27 protein-coding genes and 1 pseudogene are annotated in these 24,589 nt (G+C 65.8%); 24 read left to right on the top strand and 4 right to left on the bottom strand.

Features of this window, described 5'->3' with window-relative positions:
• Nucleotides 1–25: 25 nt before the first annotated feature.
• Nucleotides 26–1,354, bottom strand: a complete 1,329-nt coding sequence (locus AB0M65_RS03085; protein WP_364020549.1) for a helix-turn-helix transcriptional regulator — start codon at nt 1,352–1,354, stop codon at nt 26–28.
• A gap of 423 nt (nt 1,355–1,777) precedes the next feature.
• Between AB0M65_RS03085 and AB0M65_RS03080 the strand changes: the two genes are divergently transcribed.
• The 18 genes from AB0M65_RS03080 to AB0M65_RS02995 all read left to right on the top strand — a co-directional run bounded on the left by AB0M65_RS03080 (nt 1,778) and on the right by AB0M65_RS02995 (nt 15,665).
• A complete protein-coding gene (locus tag AB0M65_RS03080; RefSeq protein ID WP_364020548.1) occupies nt 1,778–2,020 on the top strand; it encodes a hypothetical protein in 243 nt (80 codons plus the stop codon).
• Between the two features lie 1,033 nt (nt 2,021–3,053).
• Nucleotides 3,054–3,266 (top strand): hypothetical protein, encoded by a 213-nt coding sequence (locus AB0M65_RS03075; protein WP_364020546.1) that lies wholly within the window; start codon nt 3,054–3,056, stop codon nt 3,264–3,266.
• Nucleotides 3,267–3,283: 17 nt separating this feature from the next.
• A complete protein-coding gene (locus AB0M65_RS03070) occupies nt 3,284–3,523 on the top strand; it encodes a hypothetical protein (protein ID WP_364020545.1) in 240 nt (79 codons plus the stop codon).
• 148 nt (nt 3,524–3,671) lie between these two features.
• Nucleotides 3,672–4,154 carry a hypothetical protein gene (locus tag AB0M65_RS03065; RefSeq protein ID WP_364020544.1) on the top strand — a complete coding sequence of 161 codons (483 nt, stop codon included), beginning with the start codon at nt 3,672–3,674 and terminating at the stop codon, nt 4,152–4,154.
• A complete protein-coding gene (queC, locus tag AB0M65_RS03060; protein ID WP_364020542.1) occupies nt 4,097–4,861 on the top strand; it encodes a 7-cyano-7-deazaguanine synthase QueC in 765 nt (254 codons plus the stop codon). The genes AB0M65_RS03065 and queC overlap by 58 nt, the downstream gene beginning before the upstream one ends.
• Entirely contained in the window at nt 4,854–5,855 is a 1,002-nt protein-coding gene (locus AB0M65_RS03055) for a reverse transcriptase domain-containing protein (protein ID WP_364020540.1), read from the top strand. The genes queC and AB0M65_RS03055 overlap by 8 nt, the downstream gene beginning before the upstream one ends.
• Nucleotides 5,856–5,858: 3 nt before the next feature.
• Entirely contained in the window at nt 5,859–6,416 is a 558-nt protein-coding gene (locus AB0M65_RS03050) for an SUMF1/EgtB/PvdO family nonheme iron enzyme (RefSeq protein WP_364020539.1), read from the top strand.
• Nucleotides 6,413–6,901, top strand: coding sequence for a DUF6884 domain-containing protein (locus tag AB0M65_RS03045; protein WP_364020538.1), 489 nt, complete (start codon nt 6,413–6,415; stop codon nt 6,899–6,901). The genes AB0M65_RS03050 and AB0M65_RS03045 overlap by 4 nt, the downstream gene beginning before the upstream one ends.
• The gene (locus AB0M65_RS03040) at nt 6,898–7,932 is read left to right on the top strand and encodes a glycosyltransferase (protein WP_364020536.1); all 1,035 of its coding nucleotides are present in this window, start codon (nt 6,898–6,900) and stop codon (nt 7,930–7,932) included. The genes AB0M65_RS03045 and AB0M65_RS03040 overlap by 4 nt, the downstream gene beginning before the upstream one ends.
• On the top strand, nt 7,929–8,243 hold the full coding sequence (locus AB0M65_RS03035; RefSeq protein WP_364020534.1) for a hypothetical protein: 315 nt from the start codon (nt 7,929–7,931) through the stop codon (nt 8,241–8,243). Before AB0M65_RS03040 ends, AB0M65_RS03035 begins: the two co-directional genes overlap by 4 nt.
• Nucleotides 8,240–9,208, top strand: a complete 969-nt coding sequence (locus tag AB0M65_RS03030) for a radical SAM protein (protein ID WP_364020531.1) — start codon at nt 8,240–8,242, stop codon at nt 9,206–9,208. Before AB0M65_RS03035 ends, AB0M65_RS03030 begins: the two co-directional genes overlap by 4 nt.
• A 69-nt stretch (nt 9,209–9,277) precedes the next feature.
• Nucleotides 9,278–9,817, top strand: coding sequence for a helix-turn-helix transcriptional regulator (locus tag AB0M65_RS03025; RefSeq protein ID WP_364020528.1), 540 nt, complete (start codon nt 9,278–9,280; stop codon nt 9,815–9,817).
• A 14-nt stretch (nt 9,818–9,831) separates the two neighbouring features.
• Entirely contained in the window at nt 9,832–10,395 is a 564-nt protein-coding gene (locus AB0M65_RS03020) for a phosphoribosyltransferase family protein (RefSeq protein ID WP_364020525.1), read from the top strand.
• Nucleotides 10,388–11,509: a glycosyltransferase family 4 protein gene (locus AB0M65_RS03015; RefSeq protein ID WP_364020522.1), complete on the top strand. Its 1,122-nt coding sequence runs from the start codon at nt 10,388–10,390 to the stop codon at nt 11,507–11,509. The genes AB0M65_RS03020 and AB0M65_RS03015 overlap by 8 nt, the downstream gene beginning before the upstream one ends.
• Nucleotides 11,509–12,366 (top strand): 5'-3' exonuclease H3TH domain-containing protein, encoded by an 858-nt coding sequence (locus tag AB0M65_RS03010; RefSeq protein WP_364020519.1) that lies wholly within the window; start codon nt 11,509–11,511, stop codon nt 12,364–12,366. Before AB0M65_RS03015 ends, AB0M65_RS03010 begins: the two co-directional genes overlap by 1 nt.
• A 5-nt stretch (nt 12,367–12,371) precedes the next feature.
• Nucleotides 12,372–12,995 (top strand): PIG-L family deacetylase, encoded by a 624-nt coding sequence (locus AB0M65_RS03005; RefSeq protein ID WP_364020516.1) that lies wholly within the window; start codon nt 12,372–12,374, stop codon nt 12,993–12,995.
• 1,013 nt (nt 12,996–14,008) lie between these two features.
• Entirely contained in the window at nt 14,009–15,148 is a 1,140-nt protein-coding gene (locus tag AB0M65_RS03000) for a NucA/NucB deoxyribonuclease domain-containing protein (RefSeq protein WP_364020513.1), read from the top strand.
• A 22-nt stretch (nt 15,149–15,170) separates the two neighbouring features.
• Complete coding sequence (locus AB0M65_RS02995) at nt 15,171–15,665, top strand: hypothetical protein (RefSeq protein WP_364020510.1); 495 nt, start codon at nt 15,171–15,173, stop codon at nt 15,663–15,665.
• Between the two features lie 700 nt (nt 15,666–16,365).
• Here AB0M65_RS02995 and AB0M65_RS02990 read toward each other — a convergent pair.
• The 3 genes and pseudogenes from AB0M65_RS02990 to AB0M65_RS02980 all read right to left on the bottom strand — a co-directional run bounded on the left by AB0M65_RS02990 (nt 16,366) and on the right by AB0M65_RS02980 (nt 17,862).
• Nucleotides 16,366–16,500, bottom strand: a complete 135-nt coding sequence (locus AB0M65_RS02990) for a hypothetical protein (protein WP_364020656.1) — start codon at nt 16,498–16,500, stop codon at nt 16,366–16,368.
• 72 nt (nt 16,501–16,572) lie between these two features.
• A pseudogene (locus AB0M65_RS02985) lies at nt 16,573–16,662 on the bottom strand (flavoprotein); the annotation flags it as partial.
• Nucleotides 16,663–16,830: 168 nt separating this feature from the next.
• Nucleotides 16,831–17,862, bottom strand: a complete 1,032-nt coding sequence (locus tag AB0M65_RS02980; RefSeq protein ID WP_364020507.1) for a helix-turn-helix transcriptional regulator — start codon at nt 17,860–17,862, stop codon at nt 16,831–16,833.
• A 516-nt stretch (nt 17,863–18,378) separates the two neighbouring features.
• On the opposite strand from AB0M65_RS02980, the gene AB0M65_RS02975 reads away from it, so the two are divergent.
• From AB0M65_RS02975 to AB0M65_RS02950, 6 genes are all read left to right on the top strand, one after another.
• Nucleotides 18,379–18,942 carry a 6-carboxytetrahydropterin synthase gene (locus tag AB0M65_RS02975; protein ID WP_364020504.1) on the top strand — a complete coding sequence of 188 codons (564 nt, stop codon included), beginning with the start codon at nt 18,379–18,381 and terminating at the stop codon, nt 18,940–18,942.
• 35 nt (nt 18,943–18,977) lie between these two features.
• Nucleotides 18,978–19,661 carry a 7-carboxy-7-deazaguanine synthase QueE gene (locus tag AB0M65_RS02970; protein ID WP_364020501.1) on the top strand — a complete coding sequence of 228 codons (684 nt, stop codon included), beginning with the start codon at nt 18,978–18,980 and terminating at the stop codon, nt 19,659–19,661.
• The gene (locus tag AB0M65_RS02965) at nt 19,651–20,694 is read left to right on the top strand and encodes an inositol monophosphatase family protein (protein WP_364020498.1); all 1,044 of its coding nucleotides are present in this window, start codon (nt 19,651–19,653) and stop codon (nt 20,692–20,694) included. Before AB0M65_RS02970 ends, AB0M65_RS02965 begins: the two co-directional genes overlap by 11 nt.
• A gap of 145 nt (nt 20,695–20,839) precedes the next feature.
• A complete protein-coding gene (locus tag AB0M65_RS02960; protein ID WP_364020495.1) occupies nt 20,840–21,703 on the top strand; it encodes an aminoglycoside phosphotransferase family protein in 864 nt (287 codons plus the stop codon).
• 626 nt (nt 21,704–22,329) lie between these two features.
• Nucleotides 22,330–22,890: a hypothetical protein gene (locus AB0M65_RS02955; protein WP_364020493.1), complete on the top strand. Its 561-nt coding sequence runs from the start codon at nt 22,330–22,332 to the stop codon at nt 22,888–22,890.
• Nucleotides 22,891–23,038: 148 nt separating this feature from the next.
• Nucleotides 23,039–23,911, top strand: a complete 873-nt coding sequence (locus AB0M65_RS02950; protein ID WP_364020490.1) for a serine protease — start codon at nt 23,039–23,041, stop codon at nt 23,909–23,911.
• The last annotated feature ends 678 nt before the right edge of the window (nt 23,912–24,589 follow it).

The raw sequence follows: 24,589 nt of genomic DNA, 5'->3' as shown, positions 1-24,589 counted from the left end.
CCGCGGTGGTTTGGCTGCTCATGCCTCAAGGTGCCTCACTTGGTAGGAGCGTGGCCACCGTGTCAGCCAACTCGCGCACAGGCCGCAGCTGCCGGTGCCGTTCAAGCTGGCTGAGCAAGTCGCGAACGATGTGATGCGAGCGCTTCGAGTTGGCGGCCGCAGCGGCTTCGGCCGCCATCGTGCCATAGTGAGCACACTGCTCTACATCCTGTTCGAGCAGTGCCGCCTTGGCCCGTTGACCAGCGGCGAAAGCCTGGCGACGTACCTGCCCTTGGGCTTTGTCCCATAGGTCCTGGAGGTAGGGTTCCGCCGCTCGAACATCTCCTAGCTCGAGCCATGCCGAGCTGGCGAAACTCGCGAACACAGCGTCATCCCAGTGTGCCATCCAGTAGGGCGTCTCATCGGCCGGACCGTGGTGGTCGTACGACTTCTCAGCTCGGCGTAGGGCCTCAGTGCTACCCCTGTGATCGCCTAGGGCCGCGCACGCGGCTGCTTCGAGCATGGCCGCTTCGGTCTTCACCGCCGCGACGGAGCCGGACAAAGCAGTCTCCTGTGCAGCCAGAGCAAGAGTCAACGCCTGGTCAGGCCGATCGACATACAACGCTTGATGGCTCATGGTCGCGAACACAAACGATCCGTATGCAGGGTTACCCGCTTCTTTGGCGAGCCGGAGGGAGTGAATGAAGTAGTGCTGGGCGAGGCGGTGGAGCTGGGAGTCGTACGCCATGTATCCGATGACCTCGCTTAACACCGCCGAGGCTTGGAATAGCTCACGTCGCACCGAATCGGATGCAGGCCTGCGTAGGATGGGCAACACACGACTCGTCAAATACTTCACAGCTAGCCCGCGGCAGTAGTCGCCACCGAACTGTCGGTCCAGCCGATCCAGCGCTGTGGTCGTCGCTGTAATCTCGTCAATGTCGCGAACACTTGCTGGGACACCGGCCGTCGGAACATCGACGTCCTCTGATCTGAGACGCCAAGCACGAACAGCCTGGGCAGGCAGTCGTCCCTCGAAGACACACACGCCGGGCCCGATGTCCGCCCCGTTGTCAGCATGAGCCACCGCTTCCAACGTACTCAACGCATCCTCAACTGACTGGGCATAGCGTGGCGACGCCGTCGGCTCCAATGACCGAGTCTGCCTGGGCGGCGAGAGCAAGACCTCCAACTCAGCAAGGCTCACTTTGAGCACATCGGCGATACGACGGCGGCGGTACGGCTGCGGGGTCAGGTCGCCCCGTTCCCAGCGTCCGACGGTGGAGAATTCCACCTTCACCGCCGCACCGAAGCTTTCCTGGGTGTAGCCCAACTGCATACGCCGTGCCGCGAAGGCATCTCGCCGGTTGCCCATGAACATCACCCCGCCTGTTAGTCCCTTGCCACGATAGCCAGCTATCGGACAAGTCTGATCACCCTCTCGATGAGCTGCACCCGTTCGGACTACGAACCCTGTAAAGGCGTGTTTGTGCAGGTCAGGACTAGTGCCGCCTCATCGTCGCCTCATCGTCGCCTCGTTGGCGCTCTGGCTGAAGTTTGATCACTGGGCGTTGATTAGCTTTGCTGCGCTCCAGGACGGGCCGCGCACAGGGCGGACGCGACGCAGTCTCTGGTCTGCGGATGTGGATTTCTCGCGCTGAGCGTTTCCGTAGCTCGTCACGTTGGGCAGCCAATCAGGGACACCCACAGTCGCCTGCGCGTCCGACGACCCGGAACCGGTAGCTGCCGTGCGTACAGGTCCCGACATCCACCCAACCTGTGCAGAGGAGTCGATTTCATGCCCCACCAGCACGATGCCGTAACCACGGCTCAGCTCCACACCGTCAGCGGTGTCGACTACGCCGAAGTGTTCGCCTCCGCTGCCGCGTGGTTCACCGGCCCGGCCCAGGCCGACGTGGCGATATGGAGCCTTGAGCTCGACCAGCAGGGACGGCTCTACATCGAGTCCGACGAACTTATCTATCTCGAGATCTACTATCAGCGCTTCGACAAACCACACCTCTTACGAGAGGTGCGCTGACCTGGGTGGACAAGCGCGTGCGGCACCGGTTACGCGGCGACCACAGACATGGCTTTCCGTCCGCGAGCGCAGCACGGCGCCGGCATCGAGACGGGCGGCACGATCGCCGGAACACCACCCTGCAACGAACTTCGCACGACTCGCAGAAGTCGGTATCGCGAAGCACTGCGTCCTGGTCACCATCCGCCTGGAAACTGCACGGGTCGTGCAGGCCAAACCATCAGCATGAAGCTACAATCATCGATCGCACAGACGCCTATCCGTCACATTTCGGCAGCCAGGCGGGGGCAACGACCTATGAACGCCTCATTGTCGCCACATAGCCGCTCTGGACCGGAGCCTGGTGCAGACGTTTAGCTAGTCAGCGCCTACGGACTACACCTACCTACCAGCAGCTTCTAAACAAGTTACCAGAAGAACCAGACCCGTATCAGGGCGGGCGACCCGAGGCTTTCGAGCGCGTTCTTATCGACCTGCGCGATCACAATCTGACGCATCAAATCAAATAGGGACTCGCTGACTATTGGAGTAACGATGCTCTTCCAGCGATTCGTGGCGCCACGCACGTCACGATACCCAAAGACTCAGCTCGCTGTGCCGTGTTTGTTCGTGCAGCCGGTGTGTCGACGGGAATGGAGTAGGGACACCGCGCGAGGTGGTGCCGCATGACGAACACCAGAACCTGGTCCATCGCGTGCCGTGACATGACCGGCCGTGAACGGGCCTTGCGTGTTGCCGTGCGTGACTCGGAGGTCGTGGTCGTGGCTCCCCCAGGGGAGATCGCGATCCTTGACTACGGAGCCATCACCCAGTTCCGCTCTACCGTCATGCAAGCCGCTGAGGTGGCGGGCACGCCCGTGCCAGTCGTATCTGGCGCCGTCACGACAATCGGCACGGCGAGCACGGCGGAGCAGAACCTTGGCGGTCTTCCCCCAACCGTCGAGGGGCGCCCTGTTCTGTCGTCATGTCGCGACGGGACCACGGCCCCGATAGCTGGTCCCGTCGCGATCCCCGCCGCCAGGGGTGAGGGCGCATGATCGCCCTGATCATCACGGCGGGCGCTGCGTTGACGTTTGCCTGTTGCCTGCTGCGGATGGCGTGGCGGCGACGGCAGCAAGCCGAGTCCGCCTACGCCGGTTCGCACCGCCGTGCGCCGCGCCAACCCCCCAACCGAGTCCTGCGGTACGCGATCGCGACCGCCGGGACCCACGGCCTCGGCTTGATCAGGAAGGCCGAAGGCCCATGAGGCGGCCATGTCACGCCGTGCCCGCCGCAGCCTTGCTTCGTCGGCTGGGATGGCAGCACCGCAGGGTCGGCTGCCGCGACGGCGACGGCCAGCGGTCCGCGCTGCACCTGCGGCGGCGTACTTCCGCGGACGTCGAGATAGAGCTGCCCGGCGGGCGACTCGCCCGGCTGACCAACGTCGAGGCTGGGCAGCTCCGTGCGGCGCTGCGGGACGTCCTGCTCGCGGATCAGCCGTCGCACCGAGCGGGAGCCGCCTAGCCAGACCTCGCGGGTAGAGCTGGATTTCCGTGGCGTCTGAACGGATGAGCACGCCCACGACACCGACTGCGGTCGGACGGGAGCGGTTACACGACGCCTCCCGTTCGGCCGCGCCCAACGCCCAATTTTCTCGAGTTAGGACCGAGTCATGACCGCCACCATCGATGCCCCACCCGCACAGGCCGACCAGCACCCCGGCCAAGGCGTGCGGAACTACCGCGACATATTCGGATGGCCAACCACCATCGACAGTGCCTCCGGCAACGTCTACCTCCAGCTCGGCACCACTGTCGATGCACTCATCATGCGCGCCGGCTCCGGCGCGGAGGTCAACAACTTCCTTGCGCGGCATCGGTTGCGTGTGCCCATCATCGTGGTCCCGGGTGATCCGAGCGACTGGATTTTCCTTACCCAGCCACGCACGACCATGCGCATGTCGTCCTGGGGTGATCTGGTGCGCACCCAGATCGGCTGGAAACGGCGCGGCGACACTGTTCTGCTCCCCTCGTCAGACAGCGTGAATGAGGGCGTCCGGTGGCTTGAACGGCCACAGCCGCACATGACCCTTCCGCCGTGGACCACAGTGGCCGACGCTGCCCGCCGGGCGTCCTCGCCGTGCGGGACGTGGTGAACGTGCCGATCGAATCGCCTGTTCATCGGCACCCGCGGCACGCCATCGTGATCGCCTCCGGCGGGCTGGACTCCACTGTGCTGGCGTACTGGCTGGCCGCGCGAGGAGCCAAGCTGACTCTGTTGTCCTTTGACTACGGTCAACGGCACCGGGTCGAATTGGAGCATGCGACTGAGATCGCGCGGTTACTCAACTGTCCACATGAGATCATCGAACTGGCGACGCTCGGCCGGCTGTTGTCCGGTTCCGCTCTGACCGACGTCGGCGTGCCGGTTCCTGAAGGGCACTACACCGACGAGTCGATGCGGGCGACGATCGTCCCGAATCGCAACGCGATCATGCTCGACATCGCTGTCTCGCTGGCCGTTGTCCGCAAAGCTGACGTGGTCGCGTTCGGCGCGCACGCGGGTGACCACACCGTCTATCCGGACTGCCGACCCGAGTTCGTCGAACGCTTCACACGGTCGGCTCGCGTCGCCAACGAGGGACTTCTGGACGACGATTTCGAGATTCTTGCTCCTTTCATCACACAGAGCAAGACCGACATCGTCCGCGTCGGTGCGGCGTTCGACGTGCCATTCGAGAAAACGTGGTCGTGCTACCGGGGCGGGACGATGCACTGCGGCACGTGCGGGACCTGCATCGAACGCAAGGAAGCGTTCCAGCAGAACAGCATCCCCGACCCCACCATCTACGTCAGTGCGTGAGGAGATGACGACGATGGCGGACGCGGAGTTCGGATCACCGGCAGGGCCTGGGCGGGGCCGTCGTTCCCTGCGCCACGTCTCGCGTGTGTCGGGTAGCGAGCCGGTACAGCGTGGCGAGGGGATCGTTCCTGCCGCCCAAGCACTCAGCACCGTAGCGCACCCGGACACGGCCGCGCCAGCTTCCCCGGCCGACGGGCCGCAGTCGCACTCGCTGATGCCGCTGCTGTCCGAGCCGTGTCTGCGCCGCGCGTTGCGCCAGTGCAGCCGGCGGGCCTCCGCCCCTGGTGCCGACGGCATGACCTGGGGGCGGCTTCGTAGCGAGGCCCACGTGATGCTGCCGCAATTGGCCCTCGAACTCACCGAGGGCACCTGGCGGCCCGGGTCGGTTCGCGAGGTGCTGCTGCCCACCTACACCGGCAAACAGATGTACACCTTCATCCCCACCGTGCGCGACCGTCTGGTGCACCGCGCGCTGCGCAACGCACTGGAGCCAGTACTGGAAGCACAAGCGTTCCACGACTGGGTCTCGGGATTCCGCCCGCGCCGAAATCGCATCACCGCCTTGCGCCAGGCCGCCGTGCATCACCAGGCAGGCTTCCGATGGGTAGCCGATCTCGACGTCGCCTCGGTATCCGAAGGCGCGACGATCGACGAAGTCATCGACTGGCACGCCGAATACATCCACGACGGCTCCTTCCTCGCCCGCTTGCGTACGGCGCTCGCAGCGATGCCGAGCCCCATCGCGGCAGGCTCCGGCCTGGCACCCCTTCTGATCAACCTTCGACTATCTCAAGTGGACAAACACATGCCGCAGCTCCGGGTCGTCCGCTTTGCCGACAACTACGCCGCCTTCGCCCCGACCCGCGACGAAGCACACAGCGCCTTCTGCGCCATCAGCGACGCGCTCTTGAGACTTCGGCTATGGCCCAACGAGCGCAAGAGCCGCATCCGGAACGACGCCAACGTCGAAGACCTGTTCCTGATCGGCGGCTGAGGCATGCGACTGGAATGGATCAAGGTCACCGGCGGAATCTGCGAGTACGGGGATGCTGGGCGTCGCATCGAGGTCCCGACCCTGTTGTGGACCCGCACCCCGCTCACCTACGCGCACCTGCCGAACGAACAGGCTGGTCTAGGTCGGCGGTATCCCGTCGCCGAGATCAGCCACGCCGAGGCGACCCAGATCGCCAGTCTCCTGGGCGGCCGCTTGCCGCGCTCCGCAGAATGGGAATGGATGGCCGCCGGACCCGGCCGCCGACGCTGGCCATGGGGCACCGCGTCCTGGCAGCCCGCGCTGGCGAACCTGCGTGACTCAATGCACGACACTGTCACCCCGGTCGACACGCATCCCGCCGGGGCCACACCCGAGGGCATGCTCGATGTCGCGGGCAACGTGTGGGAGTGGACCGCCAGCACCGCGATGAGCGACGGGGTCGTCATCCGAGGTGGCTCCTACGCCTCGTCGCCGTTGTACGCGCAATGCACGTTCCTCAACGCCGCCCCCGCTGAATTGCGCTCGCGTGGCATCGGCATGCGGGTGGTGCGCGAACCATGACTCTCCAGCCGCCCACCACTCGCGTCCTCGCACCCGGCCAAGGGCTGATCATCCTCAACTGCTCACGGAGGAAGCTTGTCACCGCCGCGCCGGTCGAGGCGCTCGACCTCTACCAGGGCGGATGCGTCCCGAGCGCGCGAGAACATTTCGCCGCGGATCCCGCTCGCCGAGCTCGGATCCGGATCCTGTCCGGCGCCCACGGCCTCCTGCGACCTGAGACGCTGATCAGCACCTACGACCACCGGCTCACGACGCGGGCCGCGGCCGCGTGCCTGTACGGGCGGACGGTCGCCGCACAACTGGATGCCGAACTCGCCGACGCACCGTCGCTGCGGCACGTGCTGATCCTGGTCGAGCCCCTGTACCTGCACGCGCTGCAACGCGTGTTCGACCATCCCGCCCGATTCGGGCAGATCACGATCATCCCGGATCCGGGGGCATGGCACGACGCATTGCCCCACCTCCGAGACTGGGGGTGGGCGTGACCACGCTGCACGAGGAATTACTGCACCGCAACAACTTTCACACCAGCAGCACCCGAAGCTGGGAAGCCGTGTCCGGGATCGGCTGGCACGACCCCACACCGTCAGGCCTTCCGCTGGCCGCCGTGCGCACCCTCTCGGTCGTCATCCCGGCCCACAACGTCGGCTACTGCCTTTCGTCCGTGCTTGACGCCTTGGAAGGCCAGCACCACCGGTACAAGTTCGAGGTCATCGTCGTCGACGACGCGAGTACCGACACCACAGCCGCCATCGCCGCCGTGCATCCGATCGTCACCACCATCCTGCGGATCCCTGAACGCGCGGGCGCGGCCACCGCCCGCAACCTCGGCACCGCACTCGCCCACGGGCAAACCATCCTCTATCTCGACGGCGACATGGTCCTGCCCCCGCACGTGATCACCGACATCGCCGCCCGCGCGACCGACACCACAGTCCTCGTCGGGTTCCGGCACAACCTCCCCTACGACCTGCACCAAGGCGGGCGCGGCGTGCTGGCCGATCACCCGCACCTCGCCGCCGACCACCGAGTCGTCTGGCGGCCACCGGTCGGCCGACCGCTGCTCTACACCGGAATCACCCTGGACAAGCGCCTCGACGGCCGCCCCCTGGACCACACCCGAGACTTCCTCGACCTCGGCTACGGCCGGCGCTATGTCGACTGGGACCTCCCCCGCATGGTCGTCACCGCCCTGGTCGCCGTTCCCCGCACCGCCGTCCTCGACGTCGGAGGGTTCGACCCCGAATTCGGACGCCTCGGCTGGGGCATGGAAGACACCTACCTCGGCGCGTGCCTCATCGCCGCCGGGCAGCTGATCATCCCGCTCCGGCAGGCCGTCGGGTTCCACCTCGATCCACCGGACGCCGACCAGCAATGGCAACGCAAACTCGCCAGCTGGCCTGACACCCTCGCCCGCTACTGGGACCTCATGCGTCGTCCCGCCCCCACCGGCCGCTCCCAAGCATTCACGACCGGCATGACCAAACTCCTGCGCCTCTGCGAGGTATTGCAATGAATGGCTCAATATCACTGACGCTTGGCTATTGCCTCTTCGGCGCCGGGCTGCTGGTCGGCAGGCTGATCCGTCGCCGCGCGCCCGCAGCCGTGGCGACGAAACCGGTCTGCGGGTGTTCTCACGGGCTTGAGCACCATGCCCCCGAGTCCAAAGAGTGCCGCGGCGAGATCCTACGCAGGGACACCCGCAGCACAGATGGTATTTACATCGGCAACCAGTGGGTTGCTTGTACATGCCGCCAGTACGTCGGCCCGAAGCCGTTCGAGGAACTCTTCGTCTCGCCGATCCTGCCCCCGCAGGACACGGCATGACGGCACTACACACCACCACGACACGTACCTTTGCGGCGCGAACACACGGAAACGAGAGCGTCGTCCATGATCCGCTCACCGGACTGACCCACCGCGCCGGAATCGCGCTCGGCTCCGGGCGTGTCCGGTTGTCCGGCACCGACGTCGCTTCTTGGCCTGAAATCCACCCGGCAGCCGTGCACGCGGGCGTGCCGATCAGCGTGTGCTGGTCACCCCTGGTGCGCTGCAACCTCGCCTGTCCGTACTGCTTGGACGACAAGTCCGTCCTCGAACTGGGCCGGGCCGAGCGCTCCCGCATCGCGAACCTGCTCGCCGAGTCCGCGGTCCTGGGGGTAGACATCTCCGGCGGCGAACCGCTGCTGCTGCGCGATTTGCCCGAGCTGATCGACGTGCTTGTCGCGGGCGACTGCGCGGTCAGTGTGACGACCAACGGAACACACCTGGCCCGCCGCACCGAAGCCCTGGCCACCCGTGTGGACGCCGTACGGGTAAGCCTGGACGGCCCGGACGCCGAACGCCATGACCGGTGGCGCGGTGCAGGCAGTTTCGACTACGCCATCGCCGGAATCCGCGCAGCGATCGCTCAAGGCATCCCCACGCAGATTCAGACCGTGCTCCTGCGCTCCACAGCTCGGGCCAGCATGCGAGCGATGGTCGACCTGGCCGCCACCCTGGGAGTGAGCGGGGTGACGTTCCTGCAGATGCTTCCCATCGGGGAAGGCGCCGGGCTGGCCGACGCCGAGCAGCTGACCGATGACGACGCTCTCGCTCTCCTCACCGAGCTCAGCACCACCGCAGCCGTACCCATACGCCTGCGTACTCGCGAGGCGGCCGGAGGCTTCACGGTGGTCCGCTCCGACGGCCAAATCTGGCGCAACCAGCCGGGCGCACACGCCATCAGCTCCCTCCGCCCCCTGCACACGGCCGGCGATCTCACGCTGACCGCTCGGGACGGCTCAGCGTGAACAGCTCCGCAGACCGCCCGTCGAATCGGCTCAGCTCGCACGCACGCACCGCATTACGGAGGACAGACCATGAACACGCCGACGAGCGAACAGCTCGACCAGTTCGCGCACGCCCTGGGCGAAATACTGCGGTCCGCGCGAAGAGAACGCGGCTGGACCCGCAAGCAGGTGCGCGCCGCGATGTGCACCAACGACGATGACCTCTCCTTGCAAACTCTCGCCAGCTATGAACTCGGCACGCGCCGGATATCCGTCGAGCGATTGCTCAAAGTATGCGCCGCGCTGAACAAGCAACCAGACGAGCTACTTCGCCGCGCGACCACCCTCGCGTTCAGCAGTGACTACGACACTCGCATCACGGTCGACCTCCTGGAACTCGTGCACACCACCGATCCCAGGCTGCGGCCTCTCCAGCGCTGGGCGCGAGTCCGCGCCCAGCAATCCCCGGCAGGGCGGACTCCGGTCGAAGAGCTCGACGCCAACGCGCTGTCCGCGATGGCCTGCATTGCCAGAACCACCATGTACGACCTCGTGCGGGCCCTGCGTGACCTCCGGGCCGCACAAGACCGCAGCCACCAAGTCGCTGACGCGATCTCCCCTACCCTGTAAGGAATAGACCGCGAATGACCACAGCACGCCGCGACTTCGAGCACCACCAGATCTGGCGCGTGACACCGGAGGCACTCCGCGACGCCACCGCGCGTCTGACCGACGCGATCCTACGTGATCACCCATCGATCGAGCGCGTCATCGGCATCGCCAACGGCGGCGTCTCGCCCGCCCACCTCATCGCCACCACGCTGGGGATGAACGCTCGCATCGTCCGCGCCCGCCACAACACCGGCGATGACACCTACCAGCAAGCCACCGGCAACGTGTCCCTCGATCTCGACCCGCTGACCCGCGCCCTCAACGGCCAACAACTCAAGGGCCGTGTGCTGGTGGTGGACGACATCTGCGGCAGCGGCGCGACCCTCAGCCGCGTCCGCGACGACCTCACGCCCTTGCTCAACCCGGACGCCCAGATCCTGACCGCGGTCCTGTGCCTCAACACCGGCGCGACCACACTGCCGGACTACTCGATCTGGACCGTCTCCGACTGGGTCGTCTTTCCCTGGGAACAGCCACCCGCCGACCAGGACACAACACCGTTGCCGCCGCCGAAGAAGGCCCTCCGCCGTGCCTAACCCGCTCCCGCTGACCGTCGCGTTCGTCCTGGCCTCCTACACCCCTAACGCGCCGGCCGGGATCGAACGCGCCACCGCCGCCCTCGCGCACGGCCTGCGCCTGCTCGGCCACCGCGCCCTCATCCTGACCGCCGCCCCCATCGACACCCCCGACGACACCGTGCTGCGGATCTGTTCGGTGGGCGTCACTTTCCCCTGCGACGACGACGAACTGCGCGCCGCGATCAGCACCCACGGCCAAGACGCCCTGCTCGCCGCCGAACTCTGCGAGGTCTACCGCGAACACCGGGTCGACGTCGCCGTCTACACCGACGGCCTATGGGGCCTCGGCAGAGCCGCCCCGATCAGCCGGGCCCGCACAGTCCTGGCCATGCACGTCATCGGACACGACCAAAACCTCGAGCCCGCCCTGCAACGCTCCGACCTGGTCATCGCACCGTCCCAGACCGTGCTCGTCCAGGCGCGCGATCGCGGCTACGACACCGACCGCTGGCAAGTCGTGCCCAACGCCCTGCTGCACCATGCGGCACCACCATCCGACTCGCGACGGGAAGCGCTGCGACAGCACGGCCCGATCCGGATCCTGGCCCGGCTCGGGCCGGAGAAGAACGTCCGAGCCTTGCTCGACGCCGGACGACTGGTCGACCGCACGATCGAGGTAATCGTCGGCGAGGCCGGGTTCGAGGCCATCGTCGGCGGCCAGGCCGCCGAACTGAACCGGTGCCGCTACTCGGCGGCCCACCTCACACTCGCCACCGTCCACGGCGGCGGCCTCGACTGGGACCAGGTGCCGTCCTGGCTCGCGCAGGCCGCGGTGGTGATCGTGCCCTCACTGCGCGAGACCTTCGGGCTGGTCGCCCTGGAGGCCATGAGCGTCGGGACACCGGTCGTCGCGTTCGACGTCGGTAACCTGCCCGCCCTGGTCGGCACCGGCGACGACGCGGGCGGCGTGATCGTCCCCCGATCGTGGGGCGAACACAGTCTCTGGCGCGCCGCCGAACAACTCCTCGCAGATCCACTACGCTACGCGCACCTATCCAGGGCTGCGTACTACCGCTCGCGGGACTATCTGCCCACCACAGTCGCCGAGACATTCGTAAAGGCGGTGCGGTGATGCCTGCTGGCGTCCCTTTGCTCCTGATTGACGGTCACAACCTGCTCTGGCGCGCGGCGTTCGGGTTCCCCGCCGCGATCCTCTCCCGCGACAAAACCCGCGACCTCACCGCCGAGTTCGGGTTCTTCGCCCTGCTTCGCGTCGCGATCCGCGAGGAGATACCGGAACCACCGGAGGTCCTCGTCGTGTTCGACGGCGAGCACGGCGCCGCCGACCGCAAGGACAGCGACGCCGACTACAAAGCCAACCGCGTCATCGACGAGACAGCCCTCAAACCCCTGCGCGCGATCCCGCACGTCCAGCAAGCCCTGACCGGCTATGGCATCGCCTGGATCGAGATCGACACCGCCGAAGCCGACGACGTCATCGCCACCCTTGTCGCCACCACCCGCCAGCGCGAGCCCGGCCGCCGGGTCTGGATCATGTCCGGAGACCGCGACTTCTACCAACTCGTCGACGAGCACGTCCACACGCTCAACACCGTCAGGAAACGCGGCCGACGGCACATCGGCCCCGCCGAGGTCACCGAACGCTACAACGTCACCCCCGCACAGTGGCCCGACTTCTGCGCCCTCAAAGGCGACCCCGCGGACAACATCCCTGGAGTGAAAGGGATCGGAGAGGGCACCGCGGCCAAACTCCTGACAGGCGGACTACACCTCGACCAGCTCCCGGACTCCGGACGGCTAACCGGCGCGAGGAACGCCAAGGTCGCCGAGACCTGGGAACAGGTACTCGCCTGGCGCGAGCTCATCCGGATGCGCACCGACCTCCCGCTCCCACACCAGCCGACCAGCATTCCCACGCGAGACCTGCCCAGGCCCGCCGACGTCATCGAGAAACTCGGACTCTGGTGAACCTCGTGCCGTTCACCGCTCCAGCGTCCGTGCTGACCGTGATGGCCCACCCCGACGACGCCGAACTCTGGGCCGGCGGAACCCTCGCACGCTGCTCCGCCTCCGGGGCCGCCGTCACCATCGCCGTCCCGCGCCACACTGAACCAGGACGGGACACCGAAGCCGCGGCAGGAGCGGCGATCCTGGGGGCCACGCTGTACCAGTACGACCAGCCCACTGTGGCGAGGGTGCGCGAACTGCTGATCGCCGTCCGGCCCGAGGTTGTCATCACCCACCCGCTGCGCGACGTCCACGCCGAGCACCGCGCGCTCGCCGAAACCCTTGTGGCTGCCCTGCCCGGCGTCGTCATCGCCACAGGGCATCCACGCCGGGTCTACACCGCTGACTCCTACAACAGCCTCGCCCTCGACGGCGCCATTCCCGCGCACACCGTCATCGACATCACCGATACCTACGAACAAAAACAGCGTGCCCTCGGCGCACACCCATCCCAGCCGATCACCGACCACTTCGGGCCGATGGCCGAGACACTCGCACGCTTGTGGGGAGGCCGGATCGGTGTGCGCCATGCGGAGAATTTCGTACCGCTGCCCATACTCGGACGTCTCCCAGCCGCGCTCACCATATGATCAGACCGCACCTCATCGTGACACACGCGCAGTTGCCATACGGACACTCGACGATCGGGCCAGTTGGCCCGATCAGGTCTTCCTGACTTCACGAACTCCCAGCTACGGCGAAGGTCCAGCACGATGGAGCGCCATTGCGTCCGTGGTTGTGGAAGTACTGACCCGCGGAGGCCGCACCGCTGCTTGTGGACGACGACGAGGTCCGCCGCACGTGAAGTGTGGGCCTCGACAGCACCAGAGTAGCGCAAGGTCACTTCAGGAACCGGCGGGGTGGTACCACCGCATCCCTTAATCGCGGTCGCGACACCCGCCTTCTCGACCTGTCGACATTCGGCGTACCTCCGGGCCACCATCACCGTGATCCCGTAGCGGGCCAACTCGTTGGCGTAGCAGTCTCAACTGACTCCGCCGAAGTCCTCGAGCGGATGTCCGACTCCGCGACCCGCGTACTCCCGCAAGGACCCGCATCGTGTTCGCCGCCGCATAAAAGACTATGAAATATCCGTTGATCAGCGGGTCGCACCCTGCGGAATCCATCAACATCTCGACTGCAGCTACCCGCCCTCCCCTACTTCCTTGACAACGACTTCCACACCTCGGTAGACAGGCATTGTTAGTCCTCAACCAAGGGGAAGCTGGGGCCCAGACCTAGTTACACTAGCGGTACCGTGCCGTGCGCGGGGCTCTGGGCTGCGGATGTTTTTTTCCGCGGGCAATTTATTCACAGCACGTCACATTGTTCACGTGCCGACGAGTCGTCGAACCGACATTCGGCACCGCTAGCGTGCACCATTGTGCGACTCCTTGCTATCGGCCAGTGTTCAAACTTGCTCCCAGTGAGTCTTTGTTTTTTATTTCGATCAGCTTGCGAAACAGAGGGGTTTGTTTTGCCTAAACTTATTCGACATGTCGCCTTACTAAGCGCTATTGTCGTAGCATCCTTTAGCTTCACGGTGGCGCTAAGCTCGCCAGCCTCCGCCGACACACTGCCTGCCGAGGCGAATCGGTCCACAATGTCGGTGCAGCAACAGGAACAGCTGTGCGCGCAGCGCGCGGCCAACCTCGGTACACCCGACAATTACGAGTGCGCCGTCGTGACGAGCAGCGGCGGGCTACGGACAAGCGCCGTCCCCGTGGGCGAGGATCCAGCGTCAGCGTCACTGACGGCGCGTCGTTCCGGCGGCGACGCGTCACCGCAGGCGATCTCCCCCGCATGCCTGCTCGGCGTCTCAAACCCGACACGGGCGATCTCCTGCTCCGACCGGAACTGGACCGTGACGCACTACCGAGAAGTCAACGGTGTCAAGACGCCCATCGGAACCGTGGACCTCAACATCAAGTCGTCGGTCGACTTCGAGGAAGGACAGGGGTCCACACCAGCGTGGGACTTGGACGTCGAAGTCACGGTCACCAAGACCTGGGGAACCCTCCAAGGAGGGACTTCCGGAAACTCGTGGACCGGGTGCTTCGGCCACCAAGACAAGTGCACGACATCGCGCCTGTCAGGCTCCAATGACGAGAACGAGCCGGTGGCGTTGCCTCCGAAGGCGAAGGTGACCAAGTGGTACACCCAGTATTCAGCGTCCATGACCAATAACCAGGTGCTTCCCATCACCGGGAACCTCGGCTCGGCTCTCGAATTGACCACGCCGGCGAACCCGGTGACGATCGCTGACCACTACGGCAACACTCTCTGGGGCCGGTGTGACAATGCCGAGTCGAACCGATACGGCTCCGGTTGCGTCGATGACAAAGGCCTCGCGTTCGTCATGTACAGTGCCATCGACAACGAAAAAGTCGGACCTGTCGCCGACCACGTCTACGACGCGATCCGCACCCTCCCCAGCCACTGGGGACGCCCTTACGCAGGAAAACCCCTGACCAGACTGACCGACTTGACCAAGATCGAGGCCAACCGTCGCGTCGCTTGCGGGGGCAGCCCAGCCCCATCCTGCGACGAGTACCCCCTGGCCTCGTCCTACCAAGGCGGCAACGGCGCCGCTCCCGGCGATCGTTCCACTCGCACTGTTCCCGCCGAGGCGAACAGCTCGCAGGGGGGCCTGACCGCCGCCTACTTCGACTACTATCGCGTTCTTGACACAGATGAGTTCTACGTCCAGGCTATCAAGAAAGACGGATCACGAGCCTGGTAGGAACTTGAGGAGCTAGCCAGAAATGGCTGACGCGAACGAGAGTGTGGTACTGGAATTTCCCGTCCAGGACGGCCAGTACCACATTCGCGCTTCCCCTGGAATCGATAACGAGTGGCCTGACTCCCAATTCGGATTATTCGTCGGTGAAGATAACTGGATCGCTGTTCTCTGCGGCACCCAGTACGGTAAGGTCCGACTGACCATCCAAGCTCTCGGGCAAGCGCCCGCAGAAATAGACCAGAGCTGGGATATGGCAGCAGAAAAGACGCTTGACTGTCCCGCCGGGCACCTCACCGTGCAAGACCTCTACAGCAGCAGTGGACCGCAGCGCTTCGAGGTTGCCCCCGGCTGGATCAGAATACGCATCTCGGCCCGGAATAGGGCTTCTGCCTTAGCGCGCCCTGAATTCGACCCATCCCCTGTCGAGCATCATCTCATCCAAGCATGGCCTACTGCGTCCCAGCTGGAACCTGAGCTCGTCTACGGCCCAGATGAATTCGCGCGACACTACGAATAAACGCCACCAGCCAACCAAAAGCTGACACCCGCACCTGCACAGTGAGGCCGCTTTCACCGCTGGCTACCACAAGGCACGCGGCGACACGAGCAGCACCGCGCCCAAAGCAGAATGTCACACCCCGCGGAACCAGCCTTGCCGATACCGCTCACCCCATGCCCTGACCCCAATCACCACGACAGCCGCCCGCCCTGCCCATCCCAGGTCTGCAAGATGGGCGCTACCTGCAGGACTCACCTCAGTGCGTCGCTCAACTGTTGACATCTTGCGAGAATCTGTGCAGCGCCGCCTGAGCGAGTTCAGGGTTTCGGGATCGTTGTCAAGGGCGATTCGCACTAAGACGTGATGTCTTCTCGATGACAAGTCAAGCTCGCCGGATTGGAACATGTTCTCGCGGTAGAGCACCTGCCGCTGGTGGCCCATCGATTGGCAACGAAGCCACCTGGCCCCAGCCACGGGATGGCAATGATCGCGGAAAGGCAGGAATGTGCCCACCGTACAAGCCAGAAATCGGGTGCGGTTGGTTGTCACCGACAAACGCGGTCGCACCAGACGAACAAACCCAATCAGACACACCACACTGTTGGCACACGTGCCATTGCCGCTCGCAGTCGCGAATGGGTTCTCGACGATGGTGGCCCATCGGTACACGATGGGCAGCGAGCAACGTTGTGCACTGCGAAAAGGGTGTCCTATCTCGCTACGAGATACTCGGCCATCTATCCACATCGGACGTGACCGCGCGGCGAAGGGCGGAGATGACGTACGACCAGTCGAAGGTGGCCAGGCCGTCCTCTGCGCGGGTGGTGATCGTGTCCGGGTCGAGCAGCGTCACACCGGCCTTCGTAAGCCGAGCGACGCTGTCCGCGTACACAGGATGCCGACGAAGAACGGGCTTGACACACGGGGCCGCGACGATGGGGGCTTCATCGCCGAGTATCTCGTTAAGCACCCCCAACGCGAACGTATCGCTGATACCCGCTGCCCATTTGTTCATCGAGTTAAAGGTCAGTGGCGCGACCAGAACAGCGTCGGCCGGCGGAAGTGACTTCTCCTTCTGGCGGGGCGGCCGCGAGTGTACCCGTGTCACGCATCCCGTGGCTGCCGAGCCGCAGCACTGGCGGCGCAGCCGAGGTCACCAGGTAAAGACAACGCGGTTCTGGGCTCACACCGCGACTCCGGCTCGCAATGCGAGACCACGCAAGGCTGGCCCCTGTTGGCGGCGCTCGCGGGCCAGTAAATCCGCGATCAGCGATCGTGCGTTTGGGTTGCTTCGGACCAGCTCGGGAGCCACACGCTCGGTCTCTAGCAGGTGGATCACTGCCTGTGAGTCCTCTGCGAGCTGCGTATGCGCCCACGCGCTGTCCAAATGGAACTGAGCCTGGCGGCCGTTCAGACCAGCCGATAGTGCACTGATGTCCAGTTGCTCTGCCGTCGCGAGCGTGCCACGGGGGTCGTTCAGAGTGACCGCCACCGACGTGCGATGGATCAGCACGTTCGACGGACCGAACGCAGTCCACCCGATATTTCCGTCAACGCCGAGCCACTGCGCGAGTTCATCAGCGTGGTCGAGCCGTTCACTCGCTTCGGCATCGTCAGCGCGGCGCGCGGCAATGACTGAAGCAATCAGGGTCAAGGCGCCCCGCCACGTCACGCTCTGCGGGTCCTGACCTCGCAGGGCGGTGGCGGCGGAGACCGCTACCTCTTCGGCGTCCTTAGTCTGCGCGGAATCCTTCTCGCTGCTCGTGCGCAGCAGAGCGCAAGCCCGTTGATACGCCGCCGCGGCGAGACCGAAGGTGTCCTCAGCTTTCTCTGCCGCTACGCGCGCCAGCTCAGCTGCGGCAAAGCCATGGTCCATTTGATACCGCAGCGGTTCCTCACTACGGGTGTCTAGGACATGGCCGACGGCGATCCCGCCGGTAGCAAGGGCTGCGTCCACCATGACCTCGCGCCGCGTCGCCGAGGGTGGCCTGGCGACAGGCTTTGCCTCTGCTGGGTTCAGGAGGACATCAAGTTCGACGAGAGTTACCTGAAGCAACTCAGCTATGCGAGGACGTCTCCAGGGGTGCGGCGTCAGTGTTCCGCGCTCCCAGCGCCCGACCGTTGAGAGTTCTACCTTGAGCGGCCGGGCGAAGGTTTCCTGGGTGAAGCCGAGGGCCTCGCGCCGAGCCGCAAAGGCTGTTCGCTGGATACCCATGTTCGTCACCTTGCCTTATCGGTCGCCTGCAACGATAACCGGCTGCGAGTCAAGGCCGATCACCCGCTCGACAAGCTACATCCATTCGGACCACCACCTTCGAGAAGAATCCGCGCAGGTCAAGGGGCGGCGTCGCATCGCCGCCGCGTATACGCACCAGTTCCACCGCACCGTATGTCGTGGCGGGAGCGCAGTGGCCGGCTGTTCCCGCAGCTACTGCTGACCGATTTCACCCACCGGACCGTATTTCGCGCCCGACCCGGTGAACCCCGTGCCTTCGGCTGGCCCCATGGCGCCACGCCCATTCCCTGGTCAGGGCGGACGACGCCTCATGTACGCCCCATTAACGACGTACTCACGCTCTGGATCACGCTGATCACCCGGCGTTGACTGAGCCGTGGTGTGCGGCGGAAGGCATCTCCTGCCCCTCGACCTTCTGCCGCAGACCACACCTATTGCCCCTCTGGAGAGACGCGCGCGGCCCGCGTTCGCGGTGAAAGGACTTTGGCACTCGCGATGTACGACACGGAGATAGGCGGACAGACCACCAGCCACTCGGCGAACCGCACGATGGCCGATTCCGCGCCGGCAAGTCACCAGATCTGTATCGAGCACACCTTCGAAACCGCGCACCGGCTACCGCATTTGCAAGGCAAGTGCACCAGCTTGCATGGGCATTCCTGGCGGGTCACGGTGTCCGTGGTCGCTCCCGCCTTGAGTACCGACGGGACCGTTGTGGAGTTCGGCGTCCTCAAAACCGGAGTCCGGCGGTGGATCGACGCCCACCTCGATCATGGCACCATGCTCGGCGTCCGGGATCCGCTCGCTGTGCACCTTTACACCGCGGGGTCCAAAGTCTTCCGCTTCGGCGCACATAGCTGTGAGACGGTCGACGATGCGGAACTGCTGGCCACTGATTTGCCTTGGCCGACCGTCGAAGCGGTCGCGGTGTTGCTGCGACGAGTGAGCCAGTCCGTGCTCATCGCGCTGCCGTGCGCTCCCGAAGCCCGTGTCGGCCGGGTGTTCGTCCGTGAAACGCACCTCAACACCGCGACCTACGGCCCGGCGGCCGCGTCGTGAAGCCACCCACTGTGTCCGATGTAGACCGCGATCTCGTGGTCAACGAAACGTTCGGCCCGACCTTTCAAGGCGAGGGCCCCAGCACAGGCCGGTACGCACACTTCATCCGCCTGTTCGGCTGTCACCTGTCCTGTACCTGGTGCGATACGCCGCAAACCCATGACCCAGCCCGGTATGACCTCGCCGCCGAGCAGCGAATTCTCTCGACCGACGACATCCTGTCCTGGCTTGCCTCTACTCCGGCCGATCTGCTGGTGATCACGGGCGGCGAACCGTTGCTGCAACTGTGTGCCCTGGAGCGGCTGCTGTGCGCGATCCGAGAGCGCGAGCTCGTCACCAATGTCGAGATCGAGACTTCCGGCACTATCGCGCCTACGGACGTGCTCACCTCGGCGGTGACACGGTTTAACGTCTCGCCGAAGCTGGCCCATTCGGGGCTGCGTCGCCATCAACGCATCCGTCCCGCGGTGCTGCGCGACCTCGCCGGCTCGGGGAAGGCCGTGTGGAAGTTCGTCGTCCAGCAGGTCGACGACTTGGACGAGGTCCAGGAACTGGTCGGCACCTACGACCTTCATCCGGTCTGGATCATGCCGGAGGGCACGGACAGCTCCACTGTCCTGGAGCGGATGCGGCTGCTGGCCGATCCGGTGCTGGCGCGCCGGTGGAACCTATCTACCCGGCTGCACACTCTGTTGTGGGAGAACAGTCGTGGCCGCTGATCTCACCACCTCCGGGCTCACTGATCCGGACTTCGCGCACGACACCGCGCATCACCCCCTGCCATCGTTCCAACGACAGGGGGCTCCGGTGAGCCAACCCAGCAGCCTGTCTGTCGGCCCGCAGCGACCTGGCCATACGTCCGCACTCGCCGCGGCCCACGCCGCGATGGATCTCGCAGTGGAGCATGTCCTTCGTCATCCTCCACGCCAGATCCGCTACAAGGGCGACCGCGACCCTGTGTCCGAGGTCGACGACACCGTCGAACAACTCATACGTCAGTGCTTGACCAGCGGAGACGGTACCGAGATCGGGTTTCTCGGCGAGGAGACAGGTGCGATCGGAAACCGTGACACTTACTGGGTCCTCGATCCCATCGACGGCACGATTAACCACCAGCACGGCAACCCGCTCTGCGCGATCGCTCTCGGCCTCGTCCACCACGAGCAACCAGTGCTCGGGGTCACCGCTTTACCGTTCCTCGGGCACCGATACTCGGCAACCGAAGGCCATGGAGCATTCCGTGACGACGAACCGATCACCGCCTCGAGCACCGACCGGCTCGACACAGCCCTGATCGGGTTCAATGACTACGGCAGCGGCGATGACGCGGGCTTGCGTGACGTCCTGTGCGCGTCCCTGGACCACGCCATTACCGCACGTGCACAGGGACTTCGCCGGTTTGGTTCCTCCGCGCTCGACTTGGTATGGGTGGCCGACGGAACCCTCGACGCCTGCGTCCTGCTCGGCAACCGCACCTGGGACACCGCAGCCGGAGCCGTGCTCGCCCGTGAGGCCGGAGCCCTCGTTCTCGACTCCGACACCAGCCCACATTCCGTGCGTTCCCGTTGCGCCATCGCCACCAGCCCAGGACTACGCGATGACCTCATGCCCCTCCTGCAACCTCTATGGGGCACCCGGTTCTGGCCCGGCCGCGACCAGACCAGCCGCGACAGTGTCCCGGACGCGCCACCGGACGGCACCGGCTCCACCTCCAGGGGCGACGCGCCAAATTCCAGCCCTGCCATCACGTAGAGACGCCCACCGCGGAACACAACACGCGGCGGTGGCCCTCCCGGCCCGTTGTCAAGAACACTGAGGTAATCCTTTGTTGCAAGCCACGTCACTACCCTCCGCGCTACTCGCAGAGTTACGCATCTTCCGGCGGCACAGTCCGAGCATGCTGGACGACGACCTGCCGGGCCTTCGGCTTCGCCGACTGGCCGGAGGCCGCCAGAATCGGACCTTTGCCTGGGACGGCCCGGACGGTGAGATCTGCCTCAAGCTGTACTCCTCCGGCAACCGTGAGCGAGCCATCCGCGAGTATCGGGCTCTGCTCCATCTCGCTGACTCAGGAATCACGGCGGCACCACAACCGCTGTGGCATGACCCCAACCCGGAACTCCCGGCGGTCGCCACGACCATGCTGCCCGGTCAGAAGATGCCCGAACTCGACGAACCGGTCAGCGCACTGCGCGCAGTGGTCGGTGTTCTCGCCGAACTGCGCAGACTCCCGGTGGGGCCGTTCACAGACACCCCACGAGTTGGTGCTGCGAAGGACATCGTGCATCAGCTCATGGGCACGTGGTCCGGCCAACTCGACGATCACGCCGACGACCCGCACACCTACGACATGCGCCTGCTGCTGGACGCGTGGAGTGAGTGCGGTGCCGCCGCGACACTCCTCGACCCGGCACCAAGAACCTTCTCCCGAGGCGACCCCAACCTGTGGAATTGGCTCTGGGACGGAACCAGAGCCCGAGTAGCCGACTGGGAGTTCGCCGGCTACAGCGAAGCCGCCTACGACGCCGCGGACATCATCGAGCATCCCAGCGCCCGTGCCATCGATGACGCCCGGTGGATCTCCTTGCTGCCAGACCTCCGCGTCCATGACGAGGACAGCCGCCGACGGTTTCTTGCCGCCCAGCGCACCGTCGCACTCCGCTGGCTCAGCGTGCTGTGGCAGCGCCGCATCGCCCGACCCGACAAGTTCCAGGCCCAACGCGCACGGGTGCGGAACCTTCTGAACCACGACTTCCTGTGAGGAAGAACGTTGCCTCAAATCCCTTGTCTCGTATTGGAAGCCCACGTGGGCAACGCCGCGAAGACCGGGTGCACCGCCCAGCACTGTGGCCCTGGCACCTCTCAGACCGCCCCAGGACGAGACCTCGAACATCACGGACCCGACAAACGGACGAGCGCCTGATGGCCCACAGCAGCCGACCCGGCGATGAACCCGACCTTGCTCGTCGGCCTCGGCGCTGTCCTGCTGTTGACTGGCACAGTGCTCGTCGTGCGAGCCCGCGCTCACCGGCGACGTCGGCGTTGGCGAGCCCGCCCGGACTCGGTAGCGAGTATCACCGCCCGCGTGGCCACCGAGCGCCAGCAACCCCGCCCGGCCTGGCCCGTGCACGACCGCGACGGCCAACCCGCTACCACAAATCGCGACCAGCCGACGCTGCGACTGCCCCGCGTTCTCACGCCGCATGCGCGACAAAGGCCAAGCCCTCGGTCTCGACCGTATATACACCGCGCTGCTGATCCTGACGCGTCGAACGACGCGAATACCACTGCCATCGATTCAGGCCCGCACGCACAGCGGTAGGCGACCAGACCCCGGACCTGTCGCCGCCGACCTCGGGTCCCCTCCGGGGAAAGGACCTCAACGACATGTTCCAGTTCCGTGCCACTGCCCGCAGTCGCATCCGACGCATCGTCGGGAACGGCCGACATGAACAACCGGAGTCCGACGACGGGACTATGGATCCGTTGCTTTCCTTCTTCCGTCGGCGCGGCTGGACGATCCTCGACCGCGGCTCGGACACCAGCGCCAACCTCTTCTACCCCGCGAGTTTCCAAGGCGCGCTCGACACCGACAACCGTCGTCTCACCCCGCTGGATGCCAACCTGATCGAGCTCGAATGCGAGCTCGCCCACGACGGCACCTACTGGATCGCCACGTTCCACTCGTGTGGCACGGTGATCGGCTGCGGCCAGCATCGCAGTGCGCAGGTCGTGATCGGTGTGCACAGCGGCGTCTTTCCCGCTGTGCTTGATCAGCTGGAGCACCAGGCACGCGTCCTCGACCCGGAGGAGATTGCCACCTGTGTGGTCTTCGGGTCGTGCGGCAGCGATAGCAATCCCGACGTCCCGTGCCGACTGGCCCGCTGGCGCCGGCCACGCCTTCCACGCTGCGTGTTGTCTCCGCGCGGCAGGCGGCCAGCTAGGTGAGCCTTCCGCCGAGGCACGTCGCCCACCCCGGACGCGGGCCGCCCGTGCTCCGTTGTTGGTGGCTCCTTGTAGACAGTTCAGCCCACTTTTCTCAGACGGGAAAGACAACTTCGTGAACAGAAAGACCTTGTCGTTCACAGCAGCGGTAGTGGTAAGCATCGCCGCCGCACTGACCGCCCCCACGGCGACAGCCGTAGGGGCCACACCACCGCCGCCGGTCGAACCGATGATCATCGGCGGTCACCCGGCCCCGACCACACCGCCGGGGATCACCTCACTGCAGTACGACGCGCCCGAGCACGGCGAGCAGTACATCGACTACCACACCTGCGGCGCGGCGCTGGTGTTCCGAGGCTGGGTGGTCACCGCCGCGCACTGCGTCACTGACCCACCCGCGAGTTCGGCCAGGTCGTCGCTGATCGGGCGATTCAACGCTGACCCCGCGCCGATCCCGACCGCGGACAAGCAGTTCCACATCCGAACCGGCAGCCTCGACCGGCTCTTCGGCGGAGAGACCGCGACCGTGAACAAGGTCGTGGTCCACCCCGGCTGGAAATGGGGAGACGGCGCGCCGAAGAGCAAGGTGTACGACGCCGCCATGCTCAAGCTCGACCACCTGCTCCAGCAGCCGACCGTGCAGCTCGCGCGCACCACCGCCCGCCGAGGCGACAGCGTCACCGTGTACGGCTGGGGCGTGACCGAGCCCGACAGCACGCGCTCCGGCCTGCCGAGGCGTCTGCAGCAGCTCGAGACCCGGATCGCCTCGCCGTCGCGGTGCGCCGACGCCGGGCTGTCCGCCGGTGAGGTCTGCGCCGGCAACCCGTCGGGGACCGACGGCAGCTGCTACGGCGACTCCGGCACAGCCGCCCTGGCCACCATCGACGGCGTGCCCCAGCTCATCGGCAACGCCAGCCGCTCCGCCGACCCCCAGTTCTGCGGGACCACGCCCGACGTCTACACCAGCTCACCGGATCTCCGGGACTGGATCTACCACGTCGCCCGCACCGGCAACGCCACCTAACCCCAAGCCTGGAGGCGCCGCGCCCTTCCACCCGTGGGCGCGGTACCCCCAGGGCCCGGCGCGACATTCACCTTCCGGGACACCAAAACCCATGAACGACGCCACCAGAACACCACCAGCCACCGGCCTACGGTGGCCGATACGGGACTTCCCTCACATCGAGGTACCCAGCGCGGCTCAGAGGCTCGTCCGGCGCAGCTGGGCAACGGGCTCCGACGCTGTCCCGGGCCGCCCGCACGATCCCTTCGTTCATGTCGCCGCCGCGCGCGTCCCTACCGCCCACGATCGGTAATGGGCAGCCGGACCGCCACCACACGACCACCGCGCAGGCGGCTTCCCCCGCCAGGGCTGACCGTCCGCTACCAGGCGGGCGCCTCCCTGCAAGGCCTCGCGGGCAGCTATCGCCTGTCCGTCCGGACTGTCCGTGCCCTCTTGGTCGCCGATGGAGTGCAGATCCGTCCCCCCGGGCGCAGAAAGCAAACAGGGTCCGGCACCACAGTGGCCGCGAGCCGCCATCCGGCGCGAGCCGGAACACCCCGGCTGGCGACCGTGCACCCGCTGCGCCCACCGCCTTCCAGGCCACGTGAATCCGTTCTTGATGTGGCTCCGGCGTTCTGTCCACCGTTAGACCAAGACCTGCCACCCGTACCAGGCGGCATGCCACATCTAGCGGAAGCC

It is taken from the genome of Amycolatopsis sp. NPDC051071 (genome assembly GCF_040682875.1).
Classification (GTDB): domain Bacteria; phylum Actinomycetota; class Actinomycetes; order Mycobacteriales; family Pseudonocardiaceae; genus Amycolatopsis.
The sequence above is the reverse complement of the archived record's forward strand: the minus strand, read 5'-3'. Positions and strand labels throughout refer to the sequence as shown.